The following is a 17960-nucleotide window of genomic DNA, read 5'->3' on the forward strand; positions in this document are numbered from 1 at the left end:
GTCCTCGGCTGCGCCTGCGGGCCGCACCAACCCTGCGCTCGTTTCCTTGACGGCCCCCGTCCGCGCGCTCCTTTGGCCGCGGGCGATGAACTCAGGAAAGACGGTGGCAACGAGGCCAACCGGGTTCCTCGTGCCGACCGCACCGAACAGCCGAAAGGCTGGGCTCCGAATCTAGGAATCCGGTGTGCGGTTTGAACAGCAAACCTTTTTCGTCAGGAGAAATGCCATGCAACTCGCATCCCGATTCGCTTCCCGCTCCCCGTCGCTGCGCAGCGACTACCCGCTGTCCGATGACCAAATCCGCCGCGTAGCTCCGTCCATCTTCGCGGACGCCCCGCACGAAAGCCGTTCCGAGCGGTACGCCTATATCCCAACCGCCGCCGTACTGGCGGAACTGCGCAAGGAAGGGTTCCAGCCCTTCATGGTGGCGCAGACCCGCGTGCGCAACGAGGACCGCCGCGACTTCACCAAGCACATGCTGCGCCTGCGCCACGCCAGCCAGATCAACGGCGCGGAAGCCAATGAAATCGTGCTGTTGAACTCGCATGACGGCACGAGCAGCTATCAGATGCTGGCCGGAATGTTCCGGTTCGTTTGCAGCAATGGCCTTGTCTGCGGCGACACAGTGGCCGATGTGCGCGTGCCGCACAAAGGCGACGTGGCCGGTTCCGTCATCGAAGGCGCTTACGAAGTCTTGCGCGGCTTCGACCACGTGCAGGAATCCCGCGATGCCATGCGCGCCATCACCTTGAACGATGGCGAATCCGAAGTGTTCGCCCGCGCCGCGCTGGCCCTCAAGTACGACGACCCCGACAAGCCCGCGCCCATCACGGAATCACAAATCTTGATGCCGCGCCGCTTTGATGATCGCCGCCCGGACTTGTGGAGCGTGTTCAACCGCACGCAAGAGAACCTGACCCAAGGCGGACTGCGCGGGCGCAGCGCCAACGGACGCCGCCAGCAAACCCGCCCGGTGCAGGGCATCGACCAGAACATCCGCCTCAACCGTGCGCTTTGGCTGCTAGCCGATGGCATGCGCCAGTTGAAAGCCTGAATCCCCACGCGGCAGGGGCAGGCAGCAGCCCTTGCCGCTTCTCTCGCTGCTGCATCCCTAACCGCAAGGAGTTATCACCATGAACGCCGTTACCCAAATCGAAACCCGAGCCATCGAAACCGCCGCGCCGTTGGAAGTGGCCGACCCGACCAAGAACCTGATTTTGGTTCCGCTCTCGCAGTTGCTGCCGCGCCGCTCCAAGCGCAACGCACGCAAGACCCCGCGCCTGTCCATTCCCGAACTGGCCGCGAGCATCGCCCGCATCGGTCTGCTGCAAAACCTCGTCGTCATCCTGTCCGCCGATGGCGAGCAATACGAAGTGGTGGCGGGCGACCGCCGCCTGACCGCGTTGAAGCTGCTGGCGAAGAAGAAGCGCATCGCCGCCGACTTTGAAGTGCCTTGCCTGCTGGTGCCCGACGCTTCGGCCCGTACCGTCAGCCTCGCGGAAAACCTGCTGCGCGAGCAGATGCACCCCGCCGACCAGTTCGAGGCGTTCGCCGCGCTGGTCAAGGAAGGCCGCCCCATCGAAGACATTGCCGCCGACTTCGGCGTGACCCCGCTTGTGGTGCAGCGCCGTCTCAAACTCGCCAACGTCTCGCCGCGCCTGCTGGCCGACTACCGGGGCGGAGCCGTCACGCTGGAACAGTTGATGGCCCTGACCATCACCGACGACCACGCCGCGCAGGAAGCCGCGTTCTACGGTGCGCCCGAATGGCAGCGTGGCGCGTCCGCGTTGCGCGAACGCCTGACCGAGCGCGAAATCGACGCCACGCATCCGCTAGTGCGCTTCGTTGGGCTGGACGCCTACACGGCGGCGGGCGGCGGCATCCGCCGCGACCTGTTCGCGGAAGGCGATGCCGGAACCTACCTGACCGACGCCGCGCTGCTGGAAACGCTGGTGCGCAGCAAGCTGGATGCGCTGGCCGGGAACGTGCGCGCCGAGGGTTGGGCATGGGTGGAAGCCGTGCCGCACATGAGCTACGCCGAGCGGCAGGCGTTCCAGAACGCGCCGCGCCAGCGCCGCGAACCGAGCGCCCGCGAAGCCCGCCGCATCGCATCGCTGCAAACCCGCCTCGACAAGATCGACGCCGAACTGGAAGAAGCCTACGACGCCGAGGACGAGGACAAGACCGAGGCGCTGGAACCGCGCCGCGAACAGGTCGCCGGGGAACTGCAAGCCGTGGAGGAAGCCTTGCGGGGCTACGCCCCGGACGTGCGCGCCGTGGCCGGTGCCATCGTCACCCTCGACCGCGGCGGCGAAGCTGTGATTCATCGCGGGCTGTTGCGCGAAGCCGAAGCCAACGCGCTGCGCACGCTGGAACGCTTGCGGCAGGGTTTCGGCAGCGCGGAAGGCGAAGCCGGGAACGACGACGAAGGCGAGGACGCCGAGCAGCCCAAGGCCGCGAGCCTGTCCGACCGGCTGGCGCAGCGGTTGAGCGCGCACCGCACCGCCGCGCTGCAAATCGAAGTCGCCCGACATCCGCAAGTCGCGCTGGCCGCGCTGGTGCATGGCATGGTGCAGAGCGTCTTGCAGGACAACCACTACGGCCACGACTTGCCGCTGGGCGTGAGCCTGAAAGTGCAAGACCGGCTGGAAGGCATGGCCCCCGACTGGCCCGAATCGCCCGCCGCCGTAGCCCTGCGCGAGTTGCAGCAGGTCGCGGGCGAAGCGCTGCCGCAGGACAGCGCCGAACTGTTCGCCGCGCTGCTGGCGATGGAGCAAGGCGAACTGGTGCGGCTGCTGGCGGTATGCGTGGCGGCGACCGTGGACGTGGTGACGCCTCGCGCCACGGCGCAACAGCCGGGCGCGGAACTGGCGCAGGCCGTGGGGCTAGACATGGCCGCATGGTGGCAGCCCACCGCAGACGGGTATTTCCAGCATGTGCCGAAGGCCGCGATTCTGGAAGCCGTGGGCGAGTTCGCAGCGGAACACGTCACACGGTTGGCAAAGTTGAAGAAGGCCTACATTGCCAGCGAAGCGGAACGGCTGGCCGATGGTATGGGCTGGATGCCCGCCGTGTTCAAGAGCGGACACGACACGGAGCCGCAGGACGGCGCGGAGGACGTGGAAGATGCTGCCGACGTAGTGGAAGCCCACGCGCTCGCCGCCTGACATAGCAGCATAACCCCGGCGCACCGCGCCGGGGTTTCAACGATGCCATCGGATAACGCTGAAAGCCGACGTAGGGTTAGCCAGGTCCTGGTAACGCCGGCGGAACCGCATGAATCCAGCATCCAGGGCTTTCACTATCAAAGAAGTCCACATGGACAGGCCCTAAATCATCCTGAATGACTTGGTAGGCATGGTTGCAATAGACCTGATTGCCACCAAAAACGGAGACTGCCACCCGTTGGATGCCGGTTCCGCGCATCCGTCGCAATAAATGCCGATCGTGCTCCCCGAGTCCCCAGCCGAATAACGTCAATGTGAACCGCTGTGACGTAAGTACCTCCCGGTACACCGTAGAAAGGTAATAACTGTTCTGAATAGAGGAAACTTTCTGCAGCATCGTCCCTTCGCTGACAAACAGCGGCACAACGCGCTCACTGCGCCACTCCGCAAGGATGGCCTCCAGCAAACCCTCCCCAGCGTTGTGAATCTTGAACTCCTGCTCCACTGCAGTTCGGCACAGAGCCAGACTTCCATGCGGATAAAACACCAAGGTGTTAGTCCGTTCCCTATAGGGGGCTCGAAATCTCTGCCAAGCGTCGTCGAACATGCCATTCCCCAGGAAGCAATCCTTGAATAGATGTCCGTCCTGAATGTCGAGTCCATAGGTCATCGTCCAATAGACCAGCAAGTCATAGTTCAAGGAAATTACCGTATCGAACCCTCTGAGGAACTGGTACATGCTTGGCAAATGACCACTCACTAGATCATATGCAGGATGCACGTCGCGAACGGCTTGAATCAAACACTCTCTGACATTCAGGTAGGCTTGATGCGTGCGATTGTCTGGTATCTGTAGTGACCTATTGACGTTTGACGCTTGCCAGACCAGTCGAAGGATCAACTCGAAATCGGAGGTTCGGAAAAAGCCAAAGAGTTGCTGTACGTCAGCTCCGAGTAAGCCTGCTCGCTGGGCATGATCCAGCAACGAGCCATAGCCAAAACTCGGTGAAACAGCAATGCTAGCCCCATTGCCCAGCAGAATCGTACCTCGATGGTAATTGGGTGCAACGTGCTCCCACGGCACAACGGGATATGGCATATATGGTTCTCCCTGTTCCTTTGATGACTCGTTGTCGAATAATAGCTGTGACGAGTCATTCTCCGTTGTCACTCTACCTGGGTGTTAAGGCTGTATGGACGTGTCGGCACGATGTGCCGCCGGATCTTCGGGCTGCGCCCCGTGCTACTTTTGCCGTCACGGCTATTCGGCTTCAATCCCTCACGCCTTCGAGCCGACGCTTTCTTCCGGGGGGGGGGGGGCGGCGCATGGCCCAGCCCCGCCACGCGTAGCTTGGCACCTCACGAATACTGCCGAACTGGCACTGCCGGTTTAGCCAGGTTAGCGCCCCGCCGTACTGGGCGGGGCTTGTGGGGCTACGCCCCGGCTTGCTGCGGCAGGTTGAGCCAAAGCGTGCCGTCCTCGACGCTGGCGGTTCGCGCCTGTACGTCACGAAGGACGGTTTACCGACACGCCACCCGGCCTCGCTATGGAGCATCCACGCCACGCCTCAAGCCCGTCGCCGTAATCTGCGGCAAGGAGCGTTCTCGCTTGTCGTTGGGGTGTTGGCCTTGCCAGTGCCAGGGTGCAAGCCGGTGAAGCCGTCACGCGGGGATGCCGAGTCGGCCACATCTCCATTCGGGAGCGGGCGGCCTGTGCGTCCTTGGCTTGTCGTGAATCCTGGCGAGGGAACGGCTGCGCCTTGGGCTTCATGGCCGCAACCTTCCAGCGAAAACAATTTCCCCTGCGCTACGCGCATTCCTCTCGGGACAAATTCTTTTCGCTTCCAGGCTCTCCACGGTGTTGCGACCGCTGCGCGGTGCGGCCAGCCCATCCCCCGCCGGCCGGATCACAACAAGGACGCACTGGCGCGACCTCGTTCAACCCGAAAGGAGAAACATCATGGCTAACATCGGCACCTTCACCGCAGAGAAAGACGGCTTCACCGGCCAGCTCCGCACCCTGACCCTGAACGTCAAGATCAAGCTGATTCCCAACGACAAGGGCGACACCGAGAACGCCCCCGACTTCCGCCTTCAGGCGGCCGGCCACGACATCGGCGCGGCGTGGGAGAAGACCAGCGAAGCCGGGCGGCCCTACGTGTCCGTATCCCTCGACGACCCTTCGTTCCCGGCGACGGTCTATGCCCGCCTGATCGAGAACGAAGACGGCACGCACGACCTGATCTGGTCGCGCAGCAAGCCCAAGGCGGCCTGACGGCCGCCCACCGCGCCCCGCCCATTGCGGCGGGGCGCCGTGCTGCTGGCGCAGCACGTCACGCACGCGCCTATGGCGTGTCGCGTTCCTTCAACACCGCCTCAAGCTCCTGGCGCACCTGCACCAGAAGCTGATCGGCCTTGCGCGTGCTGTCGCCAGCATAGGCCAGCGTCAGCAACGTCAACGGATGCACGTCCATGACCTCGCACAGCTCGGTCAGCTTGTGCATGGTCGGGCTTTTCAAGTCGCGTTCCAGCGAACTCATGTAGGTGCGGCTGGACACGTCGGAGAACGCTTCCTGGCTCAAGCCACGCGCTTTCCTGATCGTCCGTATTGCCGTCGCCAATGAGTGTTTCGCTGTCACCAACTTGGTTTCCCCGTAAAAACCAAGATGACAGACCATTGCACCCAATAGGGCTACAATCTAAAGTGTTCATTCCTGTTGGCCGAACCGCTTTCGTGCTTTTACGGAAATCCGCATGGGCGGATTCCGACAGAATCGGGGAACCGCATCCGTGTCTTTCCTGGCCTACGTAATTCCGCTTCTGCGTTTCCGTGCATGTACGGATTCGATGGCTTGCGCCTTCATGCTTTCCCGCCAAAGCACGCATCCGCTTCGGGGGTTCCGCGCTTCGGTGGAAAATCGTATCCGTGCATCCTCGGATGCGTGGGGATTCGGGCCATGACCCAGCCGCTCGTCACCGCTGAACAGCGGGCGCAACTGCTCGCCGTCGGCGCGGCACTCGCCGCTGATCGGGGCATCGACCCGATGCCGGTGGTGCGACTGTTCACGCCTGACGCACACACCACCTGGCTGCTGGCCGCGCTCGACCCGGCCGATGGCGATACGGCCTGGGGGCTGATCGACCTGGGAATAGGCATGCCCGGCCTGGGCCATGTGAAGCTGTCCGATCTGGCGTCCATCGTCGGGCCGCGCCAGCAACCTGTGATGCGCGATCGCTACTTCCAGCCCGTGCGGCTGCTGTCGGAGTACCTGCGGCTGGCCGAGGAAAACGGCTCGATCACCGACTGAGCAGTCCCAGCCAACGACGGCGCATTCTGACTATTTCAGTCTTACCCAAGACCTGCGCGGTCTGAATCCGAACTCTTGCACCGAAGCGGTGCGCTTCTGTTGCAAACAGTCATGATCTTTGGCGCGGGCTGCTGCACGGTGCTCCATGCTGCGCGCCATTTTCGTGGCGGCGCAGTCGTCGCATTCAGACGATTTCCGCAATGCCCTGGAGCGAATCAGTCTTGACACCAGCAGTTACAGCCTATCCCGATTTCGATGACGACTTGATGGCGGCCCGATAGCTCCCGCACGGCGGAATCCGTGGCGACGTTCCTGCTGAACGACAGGAGGCTGCGTCATGGCTGACCCGAGCGCCGAACACTGGTATCCGACCGCCGCGTATCTCTACACGCTGCACCTCGACGGCCCCGCGCTGGCCTGGGAATACCTGCGCCGCCACCCCGACTACCGCCGCGACTGGCTGCGCCGGCGGCGCCGGCCAGAGGCCGCCGCGCGCTGGGGATTGCGCCTGCTGGAAGATCCCGCCCTGGATGCGCGCGACGCGCATCCGGCCTGGTTCCCCGATCACGATGCGGTGGTGCAGCTCTACCCGGACGCCGACCCGCCGCCCGACGCGGTGGCCTTCGCATTCTGGCGCCTCCCCGGCCAGAAGCACCTGATCCACGACGGTAAGCGCCTGGTGCTGCTGACACGCTGGCCGGGCTGCTGCCTGCGGCTGGTGATCGCTCCCGGCTTGGTCGACGGCATGGCTTACGCCTATGCCATTCGCGCCTGCGCCGCATCCTGCGGACGCTATCAGGCGCTGGCGACCGAACTGGACAAGCTGGCCGCCGCTGGCGATGCAGCGCCAGCGGGAACAGCACGGTCGCGGCCGGCCCCCGCTGCGCTGCTGGAGTTGAACACGCTCCAGGCGCTCGACGGCTCCCTCGCTGGCGCATCCCTGCGCGACGTGGCCGAAGGGCTATTCGGCGTCGATGCCGTTGCCGACGACTGGTACGCCGACAGCGCCTTGCGCGCCCGCGTTCGCCGGCTGGTACGCCGGGGCGATGCGCTGATGCGCGGAGGCTATCGCCGCCTTGCACAGCTTCCGCCCGTTGCACAGGGACGCGCTGCATCCCCTGCAAAACGTCCCTGAGCAAGAAGCCTTGCTTTCTTGAAAGTGCCTCTATCCGGCCGCGTGGTGTGGCCGGGCTTGATGGAGGTACATCCCGTGCGACCCGCTCCCTTGCGGCCTGCCGCCGCTGCTGTCGCTGCGCCCGTGCAGCCCCAACGCTACCTGACCAACGACGAAGCCGCCGAATACCTGCGGCTGTCGCCGCGCACGCTGGAGAAACAGCGCGTGATCGGCGGCGGCCCGAAGTTCCGCAAGTTCGGCCGCCGCGTCATGTACGCGGTGTCCGACCTCAATGCCTGGGCCGACCAGCGCAGCTACGAGGCCACATCCGACCCGGAATATGCCGAGCGTCACGCGGGCGACTACCGTGATGGCCGCTGATCGTCGGCTCGCCGGTGGCCATCGTCATGTCCAGCCCATCGCTGCCGCCGGGGCAGCGATCGCAGCAGCGGGAACAGCTCGACCTGTTCCGCGCGTTGCCGGGCGACATGGCGCCGCGCGACAGCCAGGACTTGATGGCCTTTCCGTTCTTCTCGCTCGCCAAGTCGCGGCGCACCGAGCCGATCGACTTCCGGGCGGGTGGCATCACCATCCGCGTGGAGGGAACGCAGGAGCACGGCATCGCAACGATCTGGGATGCCGACGTTTTGATTTGGGCGGCCTCGCAGATCGTGGAGGCGCGCGACGCAGGCATTCGCCCGTCGCGCTGGATACACGCCACGCCCTACGAAATCCTGCGCTTCATCGGGCGCGGCACGTCCCTCAACGACTACCAGCGTCTGAAAGCCGCGCTCGACCGGCTGCAATCGACCAGCGTGGCGACTTCCATCCGCGAAACCACTGGGCGGCGCTTGCACCGCTTTTCGTGGGTGAACGAATGGCGCGAGCTGGCCGACGCCAGCGGCACGCCGCTGGGCATCGAGCTGATCCTGCCGGACTGGTTCTATGCCGGCGTGCTAGATGCCGCCCTGGTGCTGACCATCGACCCTGCCTATTTCCGCTTGAAGGGCGGCATCGAACGCTGGCTGTACCGCCTGGTGCGCAAGCACGGCGGACGGCAGGAGCACGGCTGGCAATTCGACTTCCGGCACCTCTACCGCAAGTCGGGCAGCGCGGCCCGCTTCTCGGACTTCGCCTACGACCTGCGCATGCTGGTGGCGCGGCAGTCGCTGCCCGGCTACGTCCTGGGCATCGAGCCGATGCCGGGCGAAAGGCTGGAACTGCTGACCTTCCGGCCCGTGCCGTTCACGGCACGGGGATAACTGCGGGAAAAGGTGTGAACGGCCTCGTGCTATCAGGAGTACCGGGTATCGTGCTATCGGGAGTACGACCCTCGTGCTATCAGGAGTACGAAAACGCCGCAAAGCCAGTAACGGCGCGGGTTTGCGTCCCCTCTAACTTACCTAACTATAAATCTCTAACTTTTAGTAGAAGCGCGCCGTTTCGGTGGACAACCGCGAAACGGCACGGCCAGGCCGGCTTTCCAGCAGCGAGGGCCGCGCCATGATCTTCGCGTTTCTCAACCAGAAAGGCGGCGTCGGCAAGACCACGCTCGCCACCCACATCGCCGGCGAGCTGGCGCTGCGTGGTCTGCACGTCATCCTGCTGGACGCCGACCCGCAGGGTTCATCGCTGGACTGGACGCAGCGCAGAAGCCAGCAGGGCTTGCCACGGCTGTTCAGCGCCGTGGGCCTCGCCCGCGAGACACTGCATCAGGAAGCGCCCGAGCTGGCGCGCCGCGCCGATCACGTCATCATCGACGGCCCGCCGCGCATCGCCGCCCTGGCGCGCTCGGCGCTGCTGGCGGCCGAGCGCGTGCTGATTCCTGTGCAGCCCAGCCCGTATGACCTGTGGGCCAGCGCCGAGATGGTGGCGCTGATCCGTGAGGCACAGGTGTTCCGGCCTGCGCTGCGCGCGGCCTTCGTCATCAATCGGCGCGTCAGCACCACCATCATCGGCAGGGAAGCGCGGCAATCGCTGGCCGAACAGCCGCTGCCGGCGCTGCGCAGCGAAGTGCGCCAGCGCATCGTCTTCGCCGATAGCGTGGCCGCTGGCCGGCTCGCCCGCGAGACAGCGCCCGACAGCGCCGCCGCACGCGAGATCGCCGCGCTCGCCGATGAACTGCTGCGGTGGCCGACATGAGCAGCCTGCGCAGCAAGCGCGTCGGCATCGGCGCACGTCCGCCCGCGAATCCGCACGCCGAGGCGTGGATTCGCCAGGGCGATGCCGATGCGCTCAATAAGGGCGACCTCTACACCGCACGCTTGACCCTCGACGTGACGCCCGCGCTGCGCGCGCGCATCAAGATCGCCGCTTTCGGCCAGGGCGTGACCGTGGCCGAACTGCTGCGCGGACTACTGGAACGAGAGTTCCCCGACAACCGCACGGAGAACCTGCCATGAACGCATCCGCCTTGCCTGCCGCTCAGGCGGCGACGGCTGCTGCGCTGCCGCCTTCGCTTTCGACGCTCGCCGGCCAGGCCGGCAGCGTGCCGCTGACTCGCGTATCGCTCGCCTACATTGAACCGCGATTCAAGCTCTACCTGCGTTTCGGCGAACCGGCGCGCATGCTGCGGCTCGACCGCTGGCGGCGCTGCGCGGTGTTCCTGCCGCGTGCAATGTTCTGCCGCGTGCGCTGGGAAGCAAACGACTACGGCACGATCCGTTGGCAGCTCATGGTGATGCAAGCCGCCACGCCGCTGGACGACATGCAGTGCATCCCCGGCGTGCAGCCGGGCGCACGCCTGCTGCTGCACGCCGAAGGCGAAAACGCGGTGCGTGTCGTGCTGGAACGCATCGACGGCATCGAAGGGCAAGACATCGCCGCCATCGACGTGTCGCCCGCGTACTGGCGCACGCTGGGCAACCGTCTGGCGGCCCGCCTAGCGCTGCCCGAATACACCGCCGAGCGGCACGCCGCTTGGCTGGCCGGAAGGGCGCTGCCATGACGACCCAATCCAACACCACATGCACGCACGAAGTCGCGCCGCATCCTCGCTCGCGCCTGCGCGCTCGCATCGTGCTGGCGGGCTTCGCCGCCGTCGGCTTCGCTGCGCTGGCCTGGGCGGCTTTCGTGTCGCCGCTGCCGCGTCTGACCTACAACCCGTCCGACAGCGTGGCGGTCGGCTGGTATCGCATCGAGCCGCTCGACCTGCGCACCGCCTCGCTGCCACGTCCGTTGTCCGTGGACAGCATTGTGCTGGTGCCGCTGCCCGACAGGGCCGCCATGCTGGCTGCGCAGCGCGGCTACCTGCCGACCCGCGTTCCGCTGCTCAAACGTGTGGGCGCAGTCGCGCCGCAACACGTTTGCATCGTCGCCGGGCAGGTACGCATCGACGGCGTGCCTGCGGCCGCCGCGCTGCCTGCCGACCGGCTGGGCCGGCCGCTGCCATCCTTGCAGCTTTGCCGCCGCCTCGAACCGGGCGAGCTGTTCCTGTTGAGCGTGACCAATCCGGCGTCGTTTGACAGCCGCTATTTCGGCCCGGTCAGCGCATCCGCCGTGATCGGCATCGCGCACCCGGTCTGGCTGGAGACACGCCCATGATGGCCGCCGATTCGCTGCACGTTGCCGTGCCTCTCATCGTGCCATCGAGCATGTCGTTCCAGTGGCTGCTGCCGTGTCGTCGCGCGTGCAGCGCGGGCGCATTCGCGCCGCGCCTCGCGCAACATCCGGCGCAGCCATCCAGCGTGCAGGCGTCTTGCCTCGAACGCGCCCGGCCTGCGGCCATTGGCGCGTTCGCCGGCGCGCTGGCTGCAAGCAGCGCAGCGCCGCCGGGCCGCCGACGCCCGGAGCGACAGCGAGGGGCAAAGGCGGAAGGCAAGACAAAAGGGTTCGGCACTCTGCCGCCCGCAAAGCCAGTCTGCACGTGGGGGTGGCGCGGCACGGCGCGGCTTCGCCGCCGTGCCGCGTGGGGCGCGAGGCACGCGCCGATGCAGGCATGTCCGCGTGCTTCGCACGCTCGGACACGCCGGAGCTTGCAGGGAGCACAGCCATGACCGACCGCGGCGACCATGATTTCTGGGTGCGCCCTGGCGCGCCGAAGAACCGAGGCAAAGGCCAGGGCCAGAGCTTCGTTTCCAAGGTGCTCAAGCAGGCTGGCAAGGCCAGCGGCGGCAAGTCGGCGGTGCGCCGTCCTACCGCTGGCGGGAGCGGCCAGCACGCCGGCCAGCGGCCCGGCTCACGGCTTGGACGCGGCCATACGGCGGCGCGCTTCGCAGGCGCAAAGCTGACCCCTATGTCACGGCGCGTGACCATCAAGACGCTGCTGGTCAACCAGCGCAACGCCAGTCCGCAGTCGCTCGCCAAGCACCTGCGCTACATCGAGCGCGACGGTGCCGGCCGGAACGGCGAGCCGGGCCGTGCCTACGGGCCGCAGACCGACGAAGCCGACCTCGATGCCTTCAAGGAACGCTGCCAGGACGACCGACATCATTTCCGCTTCATCGTCTCACCTGAAGACAGTGCGGAGCTGGACGACCTGCGCACCTACACCCGGCACCTGATGAACCGGATGGAGGCCGACCTGGGGACGCGGCTGGATTGGGTGGCGGTCGATCACTGGAACACCGACAACCCGCACACGCACCTGATCGTGCGCGGACGCGACGATACCGGCAAAGACCTCATCATCGCGGGCGACTACATCGCCCACGGCTTCCGCCATCGCGCCGCCGAGCTGGCGACGGAATGGCTGGGGCCGCGCACCGAACTGGAGATCCAGCAGACCTTGCAGCGCGAGGTGGAGCAAGAGCGGTGGACGAGCCTCGACCGCACGTTGCAGCGCGAGGCCGGCGAGGATGGCCGGGTGCAGATCGAACGCTTCAACGAACCCCGGCTGCAACGCCAGCGCCTGCTGCTGATCGGCCGCCTGCAACACTTGCAGCGCCTGGGCCTGGCCGACGAGGTGCAGCCCGGCACCTGGGCCGTCCATGCGGACGCGGAGAAGACCTTGCGTGCCCTGGGCGAGCGTGGCGACATCATCCGAACGATGCAGCGGGCCATGAGCGGCAAGCCTCGCGAGCTGGCGGTGTTCGAGCCGGGCGACGACGGCCGCACTATCGTCGGTCGCGTGGCTGCTAAGGGTCTGGCCGACGAGCTGCACGACCGCGGCTATCTGGTCATCGACGGGTTGGACGGCAAAGCCCACTACGTCGCGTTGGACGCCCGCGACGAGCTGGCGAACTATCCCATCGGCGCGGTGGTGGAGGTACGCGGTTCCGCCGAGGTGCGGGCGGCCGACAAGAACATCGCCACGCTGGCGAGCAATGGCCTGTACCGCACCGATCACCACCTGGCGATCGAGCAAGGCCGAGCCAAGCCCGGCCGCGACCCGCAAGAGGCTGTGGCGGCCCATATCCGCCGGCTGGAAGCCCTACGGCGGGCCGGCATCGTGGAGCGCGTGGCCGAGGGGTTATGGAAGGTGCCGGACGACTTGGCCGAGCGTGGCCGCCAGTACGACGCGCAGCGGCTGGGCGGCGTGGCGGTCGAACTGAAATCGCATCTGCCGATTGAACGGCAGGCCCGCGTCATCGGCGCGACCTGGCTGGATCAGCAGTTGATCGGCGGCGGCAAGGGACTGGGCGACCTGGGCTTTGGCGGCGATGCTAGGCAAGCCTTGCAGCAGCGCGCCGACTTCCTCGAAGAACAGGGGCTGGCCCAGCGGCGCGGGCAGCGGCTGATTCTCTCCCGGAATCTGCTGGAAACGCTGCGCAATCGGGAGCTGGCGCAGGCCGCCCAGCACATTGCCGCCGATAGCGGATTGGAGCATCGGCACGTCACAGACGGGCAGCGCGTAGCCGGCATCTACCGGCGCTCGGTCATGCTCGCCAGCGGTCGCTATGCGCTGCTCGATGACGGCATGGGATTCAGTCTGGTGCCTTGGCGGCCGATAATCGAGCCACGACTGGGGCAGCAGATCGCCGCGACTGTACGCGGCGGCGGTGTGTCATGGGAGGTTGGACGGCAAAGAGGTCCTGGGATTGGATCGGGGCCGTAGGCTGTCGTACCGAGTTAAGGTGTCGAGCAGCGTTTTGGCCCTAGCTTCTGTGCTCCGTTAAGACGACTAGTCTGTGCTTATCGACGACGCTGTGGGTGCATGGTTGCTTGCCAATTCCGGTGCAACTCGCAAACGCGCTGCCCCGACCTGAACTGCCCATTCAACGATCTGCCCGGCCAATATATCCGTGGCGACACCGAACGCGCTCACCACATCGGCCTCTCGCTTGCTGCCTGTGGCTTGGATTGCTTCGAAGCGTCTACTGGCAATAGCAGTCCGTTTGGCCGGATCGACCAGTTGCACATCGAGCCGAACCGCGGCGATCGCTTCAGTGCCGCGGTATTCGAGCTGGAACGCCCGCAGCGTACTGCGCAACTCCATATCGGCGCTCATTGGGGTGCTATCGGTAATCACGGAAGTCGACCGCCCATCGCGCATGAAGGCTTCGACGATTCGGTCACGCAGCAGCACCGGTGCGGGGTCGGCCCAACGCACTCCTTGCCAAGCCGACAAGCGACCATCGGGCTGCGCAATGAACAGCCGCTCCGAATCCAGGACGCGACTACTCTCAGGGGCGTAGACGCGCAGCGCCCCGGGTCCCGGAACGGCGCGCGGCGTACTCTCCGCCTGGGCGATGTGATAGTCGGGCAATTTGTAGGTGACCATTGGAGCTGCTTTGGGAAGCACACTGCACGCGGACAAGCCGAGTACTAGCGTCATAGTCACGGCAGCGACGGGAATCATCCTGGCGGAAGTGTTCACGGCTTGGTTTCCTCAATGTTCTCTCCACCGAGCAGGTATTGCGCCGGATTGCGATCCAGTCGGCGCAGCACGGTGTTTAGATTGGCCAGCGCCTGCTGGAGTTCGTGCATGGCAGGACCTGTGGCGGCCAAGCCCTGGTTCAGCGATTCCTGATTGTTTTGCAGTAGCGTCTCAACCCTGAAAGCGGCGCGTTCGAGGGATGCCGTTGCATCACGCGTGTTCACCATGATTTGCTTACCATCGTTATTTAGTAGCAGGTTGGCATCGCGAAGAGTGCTATTTGCTTGGCGCACGGCAGCTGTCGATTCTCTGCTTGCTTCGGTCAGATTGCTGATTAACGTCGCGATCTCGGCCCTCTGGTCAGCGACCGCGCCCGTGGTCTGTTCAAGATTCACCAGACTGCGGTGCACAAGAGCCAAATTCTCCTTCGACAGTAACTCCTGCGTGCGCAGCAAGATGCCGTTGAGTGTCGTCATGCTGTTCCCCTCACCGGAGACCAGGGATGCCATCGCCGAACGTGGTGCGAGGATCAACGGTTCCTCGTCCTCTCTCCGATCCAGCAATGGCACGTTTGGCCCACCGTCGCTCAACTCGATCACCGCGTTGCCGGTAATTCCCGTGATGACCAATTCAGCGCGGGTATCCTGCCGGACCGGGATGGTGGCATTGATGCGTACGCGCGCTATCGCCCGCCTTGGGTCTCGCGGTGAAAGAGAAAGTGCAACGACTTCGCCAATCGTGATTCCGCTGTACTGAACCTGGCTGCCGGGCGTAAGCCCGGTCACTGGCTCATCGAACATAATCCGGTAATACTGGTAATCGTGGTCGGAACGTGTGTCGCTGAGCCAAAGCGCGAAGCCAATACCAATCGCACCGAGCAGCACGACGAACAGACCAATGAATACATGATGGGCACGTGGTTCCATGATCAGACCACCTCGTTCTCAGAGTTTAAATATTGCGTGCGCCCAGCCCAATGCGTGCGCGACGGAAGAATGATGCAGATGCGGAGGGGTTTCATGGCTGCGTCTCTTGGCTGGAAGCACCAGTGGCCTGTGCGGCCGCACGGCCACGGGGGCCGTGAAAGTATTCCTGTATCCACGGGTGCTTGAAGCGCTCGACTGCCTCGATGCCGTCGTTGATGAGTACCTTCTGGTTCGCCAGGACCGCGACACGGTCGCATATGGTGTACAGCGTATCGAGGTCGTGGGTTACCAGAAACACCGTGAGGCCCAGTGCATTGCGCAGGGTCAGAATCAATTGGTCGAAAGATGCAGCCCCGATTGGATCCAGTCCTGCGGTGGGTTCGTCAAGAAACAGGATGTTCGCATCAAGCGCCAAGGCTCTCGCCAGTGCTGCTCGTTTCACCATGCCTCCGGACAACGAGGCCGGATACTTGTCTCCCGCTCCGGCAGGCAACCCCACCAAGCCCAGCTTGCTTCTTGCCAAACGCTCGGCAAGAGGCCGCGCCAGACCGACATGCTCGATCAAAGGAAGAGCGACGTTCTCCAAGACGGTCAGCGATGAATACAACGCGCCCTTCTGGAACAGAATGCCGAACCTTCGCTCCATACGCGCGCGCGCAAGCCATTGGGCTCGCAGTAGGTCGCGCCCCCCGATACGGACCACGCCCGAATGCGGCTTCTGCAGCCCGACGACGCTACGCAAGAGCACGGATTTCCCGGTGCCTGACCCTCCCACCACGCCAAGGATTTCCCCGCGCCGCACGTCCAGGTCTAGGTCCTGATGGACCTGCTGGGTTCCAAACCTGTTGTCCAGGCCGCGCACTTCAATAGCGTGTCGCACACCGTTGTCGGTGTCTTGCTTCACCGCGCTCACCAGCCCATCTCCATGAAGAACAGTGCAGCGATGGCGTCTATCAGGATCACCATGAAGATTGATTGCACGACACTAGACGTCGTGTGGTCGCCTACCGACTCAGCGCTACCGGCGACCTTGAACCCTTCATGGCAGCCGATAGCGGCGATCATCACCGCGAAGAGCGGGGACTTGCTCATTCCGACAAGAAAATGGCGCACCTCGATTTTTTCCTGCACGATGGCAAGGAACTGTGCGGGAGGAATTTCCAAGCTCAGTGCGCATACGGTGGCGCCGCCCGCAATGCCAGCCAAGATGCCTACTAAGGTGAGCAGTGGCAAGGACACAAGAAGCGCCAGCACGCGTGGCAGCACCAGTAACTCGATGGGGTCGAGCGCGTTGGAGCGAAGCGCATCGATCTCTTCATTTGCCTTCATCGAACCGATTTGGGCGGTGTACGCGCTTGCGGTACGGCCTGCAATCAATATGGCCGGGAGCAGCACTCCGAACTCGCGCATGAACGAGAAGGCGACCAGATGCACCGAGAAGATGCTCGCACCGAAGTTGGCCAGCACCGTTGCTCCCAGGAACGCCACCACCATTCCTACCATGAAGCTCAGTAGCGCCACGATGGGAATGGCGTCCACCGCTGATCGCTGGATTTGAGCGATCACCGAGGTCGCGCGCCAGCGACGCGGGTGACGAACGGTACGGCTCCATGTTTCGATGATCTGGCCCACGAACCCGGCCAGACCAAGACACGCACGACAGCCCTGTTCCAAGGTCAGGCCTATGCGTCCCAGACCGCGGAGCAGAGGATTCCCGCTCACCGCTGCTTTCTCCGTCTTCTGCTGATCGGTAGCAGCGGCGGCCAGCGCTCTCATTAGGGCGAGGCGATCCGAGGACAGATTTGGAGCTGCCTCCGGCCGGTCGAGTATCGAGTCTGGCCCGAGAATTTCCACCAGCAGAGCCGCGCCGGCGGTGTCCAGTCTCTGGACTTGCGTCCAGTCGAGTAAGGGAGTGGCGTACCCCTCGGCATGACTGATGCGGGCGGCGGACACGGATTTTGCCAGACTGGCGTAGTGCTCTATCGTCCAGTCGCCACCCGCCAGCCATTTGTGATCACCGCCGACCATGGCATCCTGCCGGAGCCAAGCCTGTGAAGCGTTGCTCATGGCTGCGTGTCCCGCCAAGCGCTGTCGATGCGCTCGATGCAGTTCGTGATCGCCGCTTTGGCATGACCCAGCAATGTGTACGAACCGGCGAACTCTTTAATGACGTTGCCGCGCTCGAAGCAACTGGCGGCAGCAACTCGGCGTCCCGTCCTTAAATCGACTGCTTCGAACTCTAGGCTGGCACCACCCGTCGTCACGGGTCCAACCAGCAGGGTCGTCATTGCATTGACTGCCCGATTCGGTGTCTGCAGTTCGGTGACCGCTACACGCACCCGAACCTGTCCCGCGCCACCTGGGGGGGCGGGACTTTTGCCTTCCTGGCGTTTCAGTTCGCTCGTCACATGGTCTAGCACTTCGCGCTGCTGCGCGTCATCGAGCCCATCGATGCGACCCGAGGCGGTCTTGATCTGCGCTTCTTCCACCACGACAGCGGCATAACGCTTGGGCTCGAATCCCGCTGCGCGGTACATCAGTACGTTCTCGTATCGTGTCGGCGATAACTTCTCGTAGTCGCCGAGAAATCCGGAGCGCGTCATGCTGTTGGTCGCGCATCCAGAGAGCGCGCCTGCTACGCAAAAAAAGATGCCGCCGCGGATCAATGCAGTTTTGCTCTTCATAATG

Annotated in this window: 19 protein-coding genes; 12 read left to right on the forward strand and 7 right to left on the reverse strand. The window is 64.5% G+C overall.

The features are described from left to right. Positions 1-226 precede the first annotated feature (226 nt). Both N5C18_RS08925 and N5C18_RS08930 read left to right on the forward strand, forming a co-directional pair. Positions 227-1054: a DUF932 domain-containing protein gene (locus N5C18_RS08925; protein WP_023123964.1), complete on the forward strand. Its 828-nt coding sequence runs from the start codon at positions 227-229 to the stop codon at positions 1052-1054. Positions 1055-1133: 79 nt separating this feature from the next. Next, the gene (locus N5C18_RS08930; protein ID WP_021156353.1) at positions 1134-3167 is read left to right on the forward strand and encodes a ParB/RepB/Spo0J family partition protein; all 2034 of its coding nucleotides are present in this window, start codon (positions 1134-1136) and stop codon (positions 3165-3167) included. A gap of 76 nt (positions 3168-3243) precedes the next feature. Here the strand turns inward: N5C18_RS08930 and N5C18_RS08935 are convergent, their stop codons facing one another. After that, on the reverse strand, positions 3244-4266 hold the full coding sequence (locus N5C18_RS08935; RefSeq protein ID WP_023123965.1) for a DUF4917 family protein: 1023 nt from the start codon (positions 4264-4266) through the stop codon (positions 3244-3246). 861 nt (positions 4267-5127) lie between these two features. Between N5C18_RS08935 and N5C18_RS08940 the strand changes: the two genes are divergently transcribed. Next, on the forward strand, positions 5128-5442 hold the full coding sequence (locus N5C18_RS08940) for a DUF736 domain-containing protein (protein WP_021162766.1): 315 nt from the start codon (positions 5128-5130) through the stop codon (positions 5440-5442). A gap of 70 nt (positions 5443-5512) precedes the next feature. Here N5C18_RS08940 and N5C18_RS08945 read toward each other — a convergent pair whose 3' ends face one another. Next, positions 5513-5806, reverse strand: coding sequence for a helix-turn-helix transcriptional regulator (locus tag N5C18_RS08945; protein ID WP_034203400.1), 294 nt, complete (start codon positions 5804-5806; stop codon positions 5513-5515). 318 nt (positions 5807-6124) lie between these two features. Between N5C18_RS08945 and N5C18_RS08950 the strand changes: the two genes are divergently transcribed. The 9 genes from N5C18_RS08950 to N5C18_RS08990 all read left to right on the forward strand — a co-directional run bounded on the left by N5C18_RS08950 (position 6125) and on the right by N5C18_RS08990 (position 13584). Further along, the gene (locus tag N5C18_RS08950) at positions 6125-6475 is read left to right on the forward strand and encodes a DUF2958 domain-containing protein (protein ID WP_021162764.1); all 351 of its coding nucleotides are present in this window, start codon (positions 6125-6127) and stop codon (positions 6473-6475) included. 337 nt (positions 6476-6812) lie between these two features. Beyond that, positions 6813-7610, forward strand: coding sequence for a DUF2285 domain-containing protein (locus tag N5C18_RS08955; protein ID WP_021162763.1), 798 nt, complete (start codon positions 6813-6815; stop codon positions 7608-7610). 75 nt (positions 7611-7685) lie between these two features. Next, entirely contained in the window at positions 7686-7970 is a 285-nt protein-coding gene (locus tag N5C18_RS08960) for a helix-turn-helix domain-containing protein (protein WP_021162762.1), read from the forward strand. A 26-nt stretch (positions 7971-7996) separates the two neighbouring features. Further along, the gene (locus tag N5C18_RS08965; RefSeq protein WP_023123967.1) at positions 7997-8851 is read left to right on the forward strand and encodes a replication initiator protein A; all 855 of its coding nucleotides are present in this window, start codon (positions 7997-7999) and stop codon (positions 8849-8851) included. Positions 8852-9092: 241 nt separating this feature from the next. Further along, positions 9093-9731 (forward strand): ParA family partition ATPase, encoded by a 639-nt coding sequence (parA, locus tag N5C18_RS08970; protein ID WP_023082450.1) that lies wholly within the window; start codon positions 9093-9095, stop codon positions 9729-9731. After that, positions 9728-9991 carry a hypothetical protein gene (locus tag N5C18_RS08975; RefSeq protein ID WP_023123968.1) on the forward strand — a complete coding sequence of 88 codons (264 nt, stop codon included), beginning with the start codon at positions 9728-9730 and terminating at the stop codon, positions 9989-9991. The genes parA and N5C18_RS08975 overlap by 4 nt, the downstream gene beginning before the upstream one ends. Next, entirely contained in the window at positions 9988-10536 is a 549-nt protein-coding gene (locus N5C18_RS08980) for a DUF2840 domain-containing protein (RefSeq protein WP_021162758.1), read from the forward strand. Before N5C18_RS08975 ends, N5C18_RS08980 begins: the two co-directional genes overlap by 4 nt. Next, positions 10533-11132 carry a S26 family signal peptidase gene (locus N5C18_RS08985; RefSeq protein ID WP_021162757.1) on the forward strand — a complete coding sequence of 200 codons (600 nt, stop codon included), beginning with the start codon at positions 10533-10535 and terminating at the stop codon, positions 11130-11132. Before N5C18_RS08980 ends, N5C18_RS08985 begins: the two co-directional genes overlap by 4 nt. A gap of 448 nt (positions 11133-11580) precedes the next feature. After that, positions 11581-13584: a relaxase/mobilization nuclease and DUF3363 domain-containing protein gene (locus N5C18_RS08990; protein WP_000132148.1), complete on the forward strand. Its 2004-nt coding sequence runs from the start codon at positions 11581-11583 to the stop codon at positions 13582-13584. 66 nt (positions 13585-13650) lie between these two features. Here N5C18_RS08990 and N5C18_RS08995 read toward each other — a convergent pair whose 3' ends face one another. The 5 genes from N5C18_RS08995 to N5C18_RS09015 all read right to left on the reverse strand — a co-directional run bounded on the left by N5C18_RS08995 (position 13651) and on the right by N5C18_RS09015 (position 17956). Continuing rightward, positions 13651-14250: an ABC-type transport auxiliary lipoprotein family protein gene (locus tag N5C18_RS08995; protein WP_003124411.1), complete on the reverse strand. Its 600-nt coding sequence runs from the start codon at positions 14248-14250 to the stop codon at positions 13651-13653. A gap of 92 nt (positions 14251-14342) precedes the next feature. Next, the gene (locus tag N5C18_RS09000; RefSeq protein ID WP_000433686.1) at positions 14343-15272 is read right to left on the reverse strand and encodes an MlaD family protein; all 930 of its coding nucleotides are present in this window, start codon (positions 15270-15272) and stop codon (positions 14343-14345) included. 91 nt (positions 15273-15363) lie between these two features. After that, complete coding sequence (locus tag N5C18_RS09005; RefSeq protein WP_023093371.1) at positions 15364-16185, reverse strand: ATP-binding cassette domain-containing protein; 822 nt, start codon at positions 16183-16185, stop codon at positions 15364-15366. Then, complete coding sequence (locus tag N5C18_RS09010; protein WP_000063629.1) at positions 16182-17339, reverse strand: ABC transporter permease; 1158 nt, start codon at positions 17337-17339, stop codon at positions 16182-16184. Before N5C18_RS09010 ends, N5C18_RS09005 begins: the two co-directional genes overlap by 4 nt. Continuing rightward, the gene (locus N5C18_RS09015) at positions 17336-17956 is read right to left on the reverse strand and encodes a DUF3313 family protein (protein WP_000837791.1); all 621 of its coding nucleotides are present in this window, start codon (positions 17954-17956) and stop codon (positions 17336-17338) included. The genes N5C18_RS09010 and N5C18_RS09015 overlap by 4 nt, the downstream gene beginning before the upstream one ends. Between the last annotated feature and the right edge of the window lie 4 nt (positions 17957-17960).

Source organism: Stenotrophomonas sp. GD03930, assembly GCF_029839665.1.
Taxonomy (GTDB): Bacteria; Pseudomonadota; Gammaproteobacteria; order Xanthomonadales; family Xanthomonadaceae; genus Stenotrophomonas; species Stenotrophomonas forensis.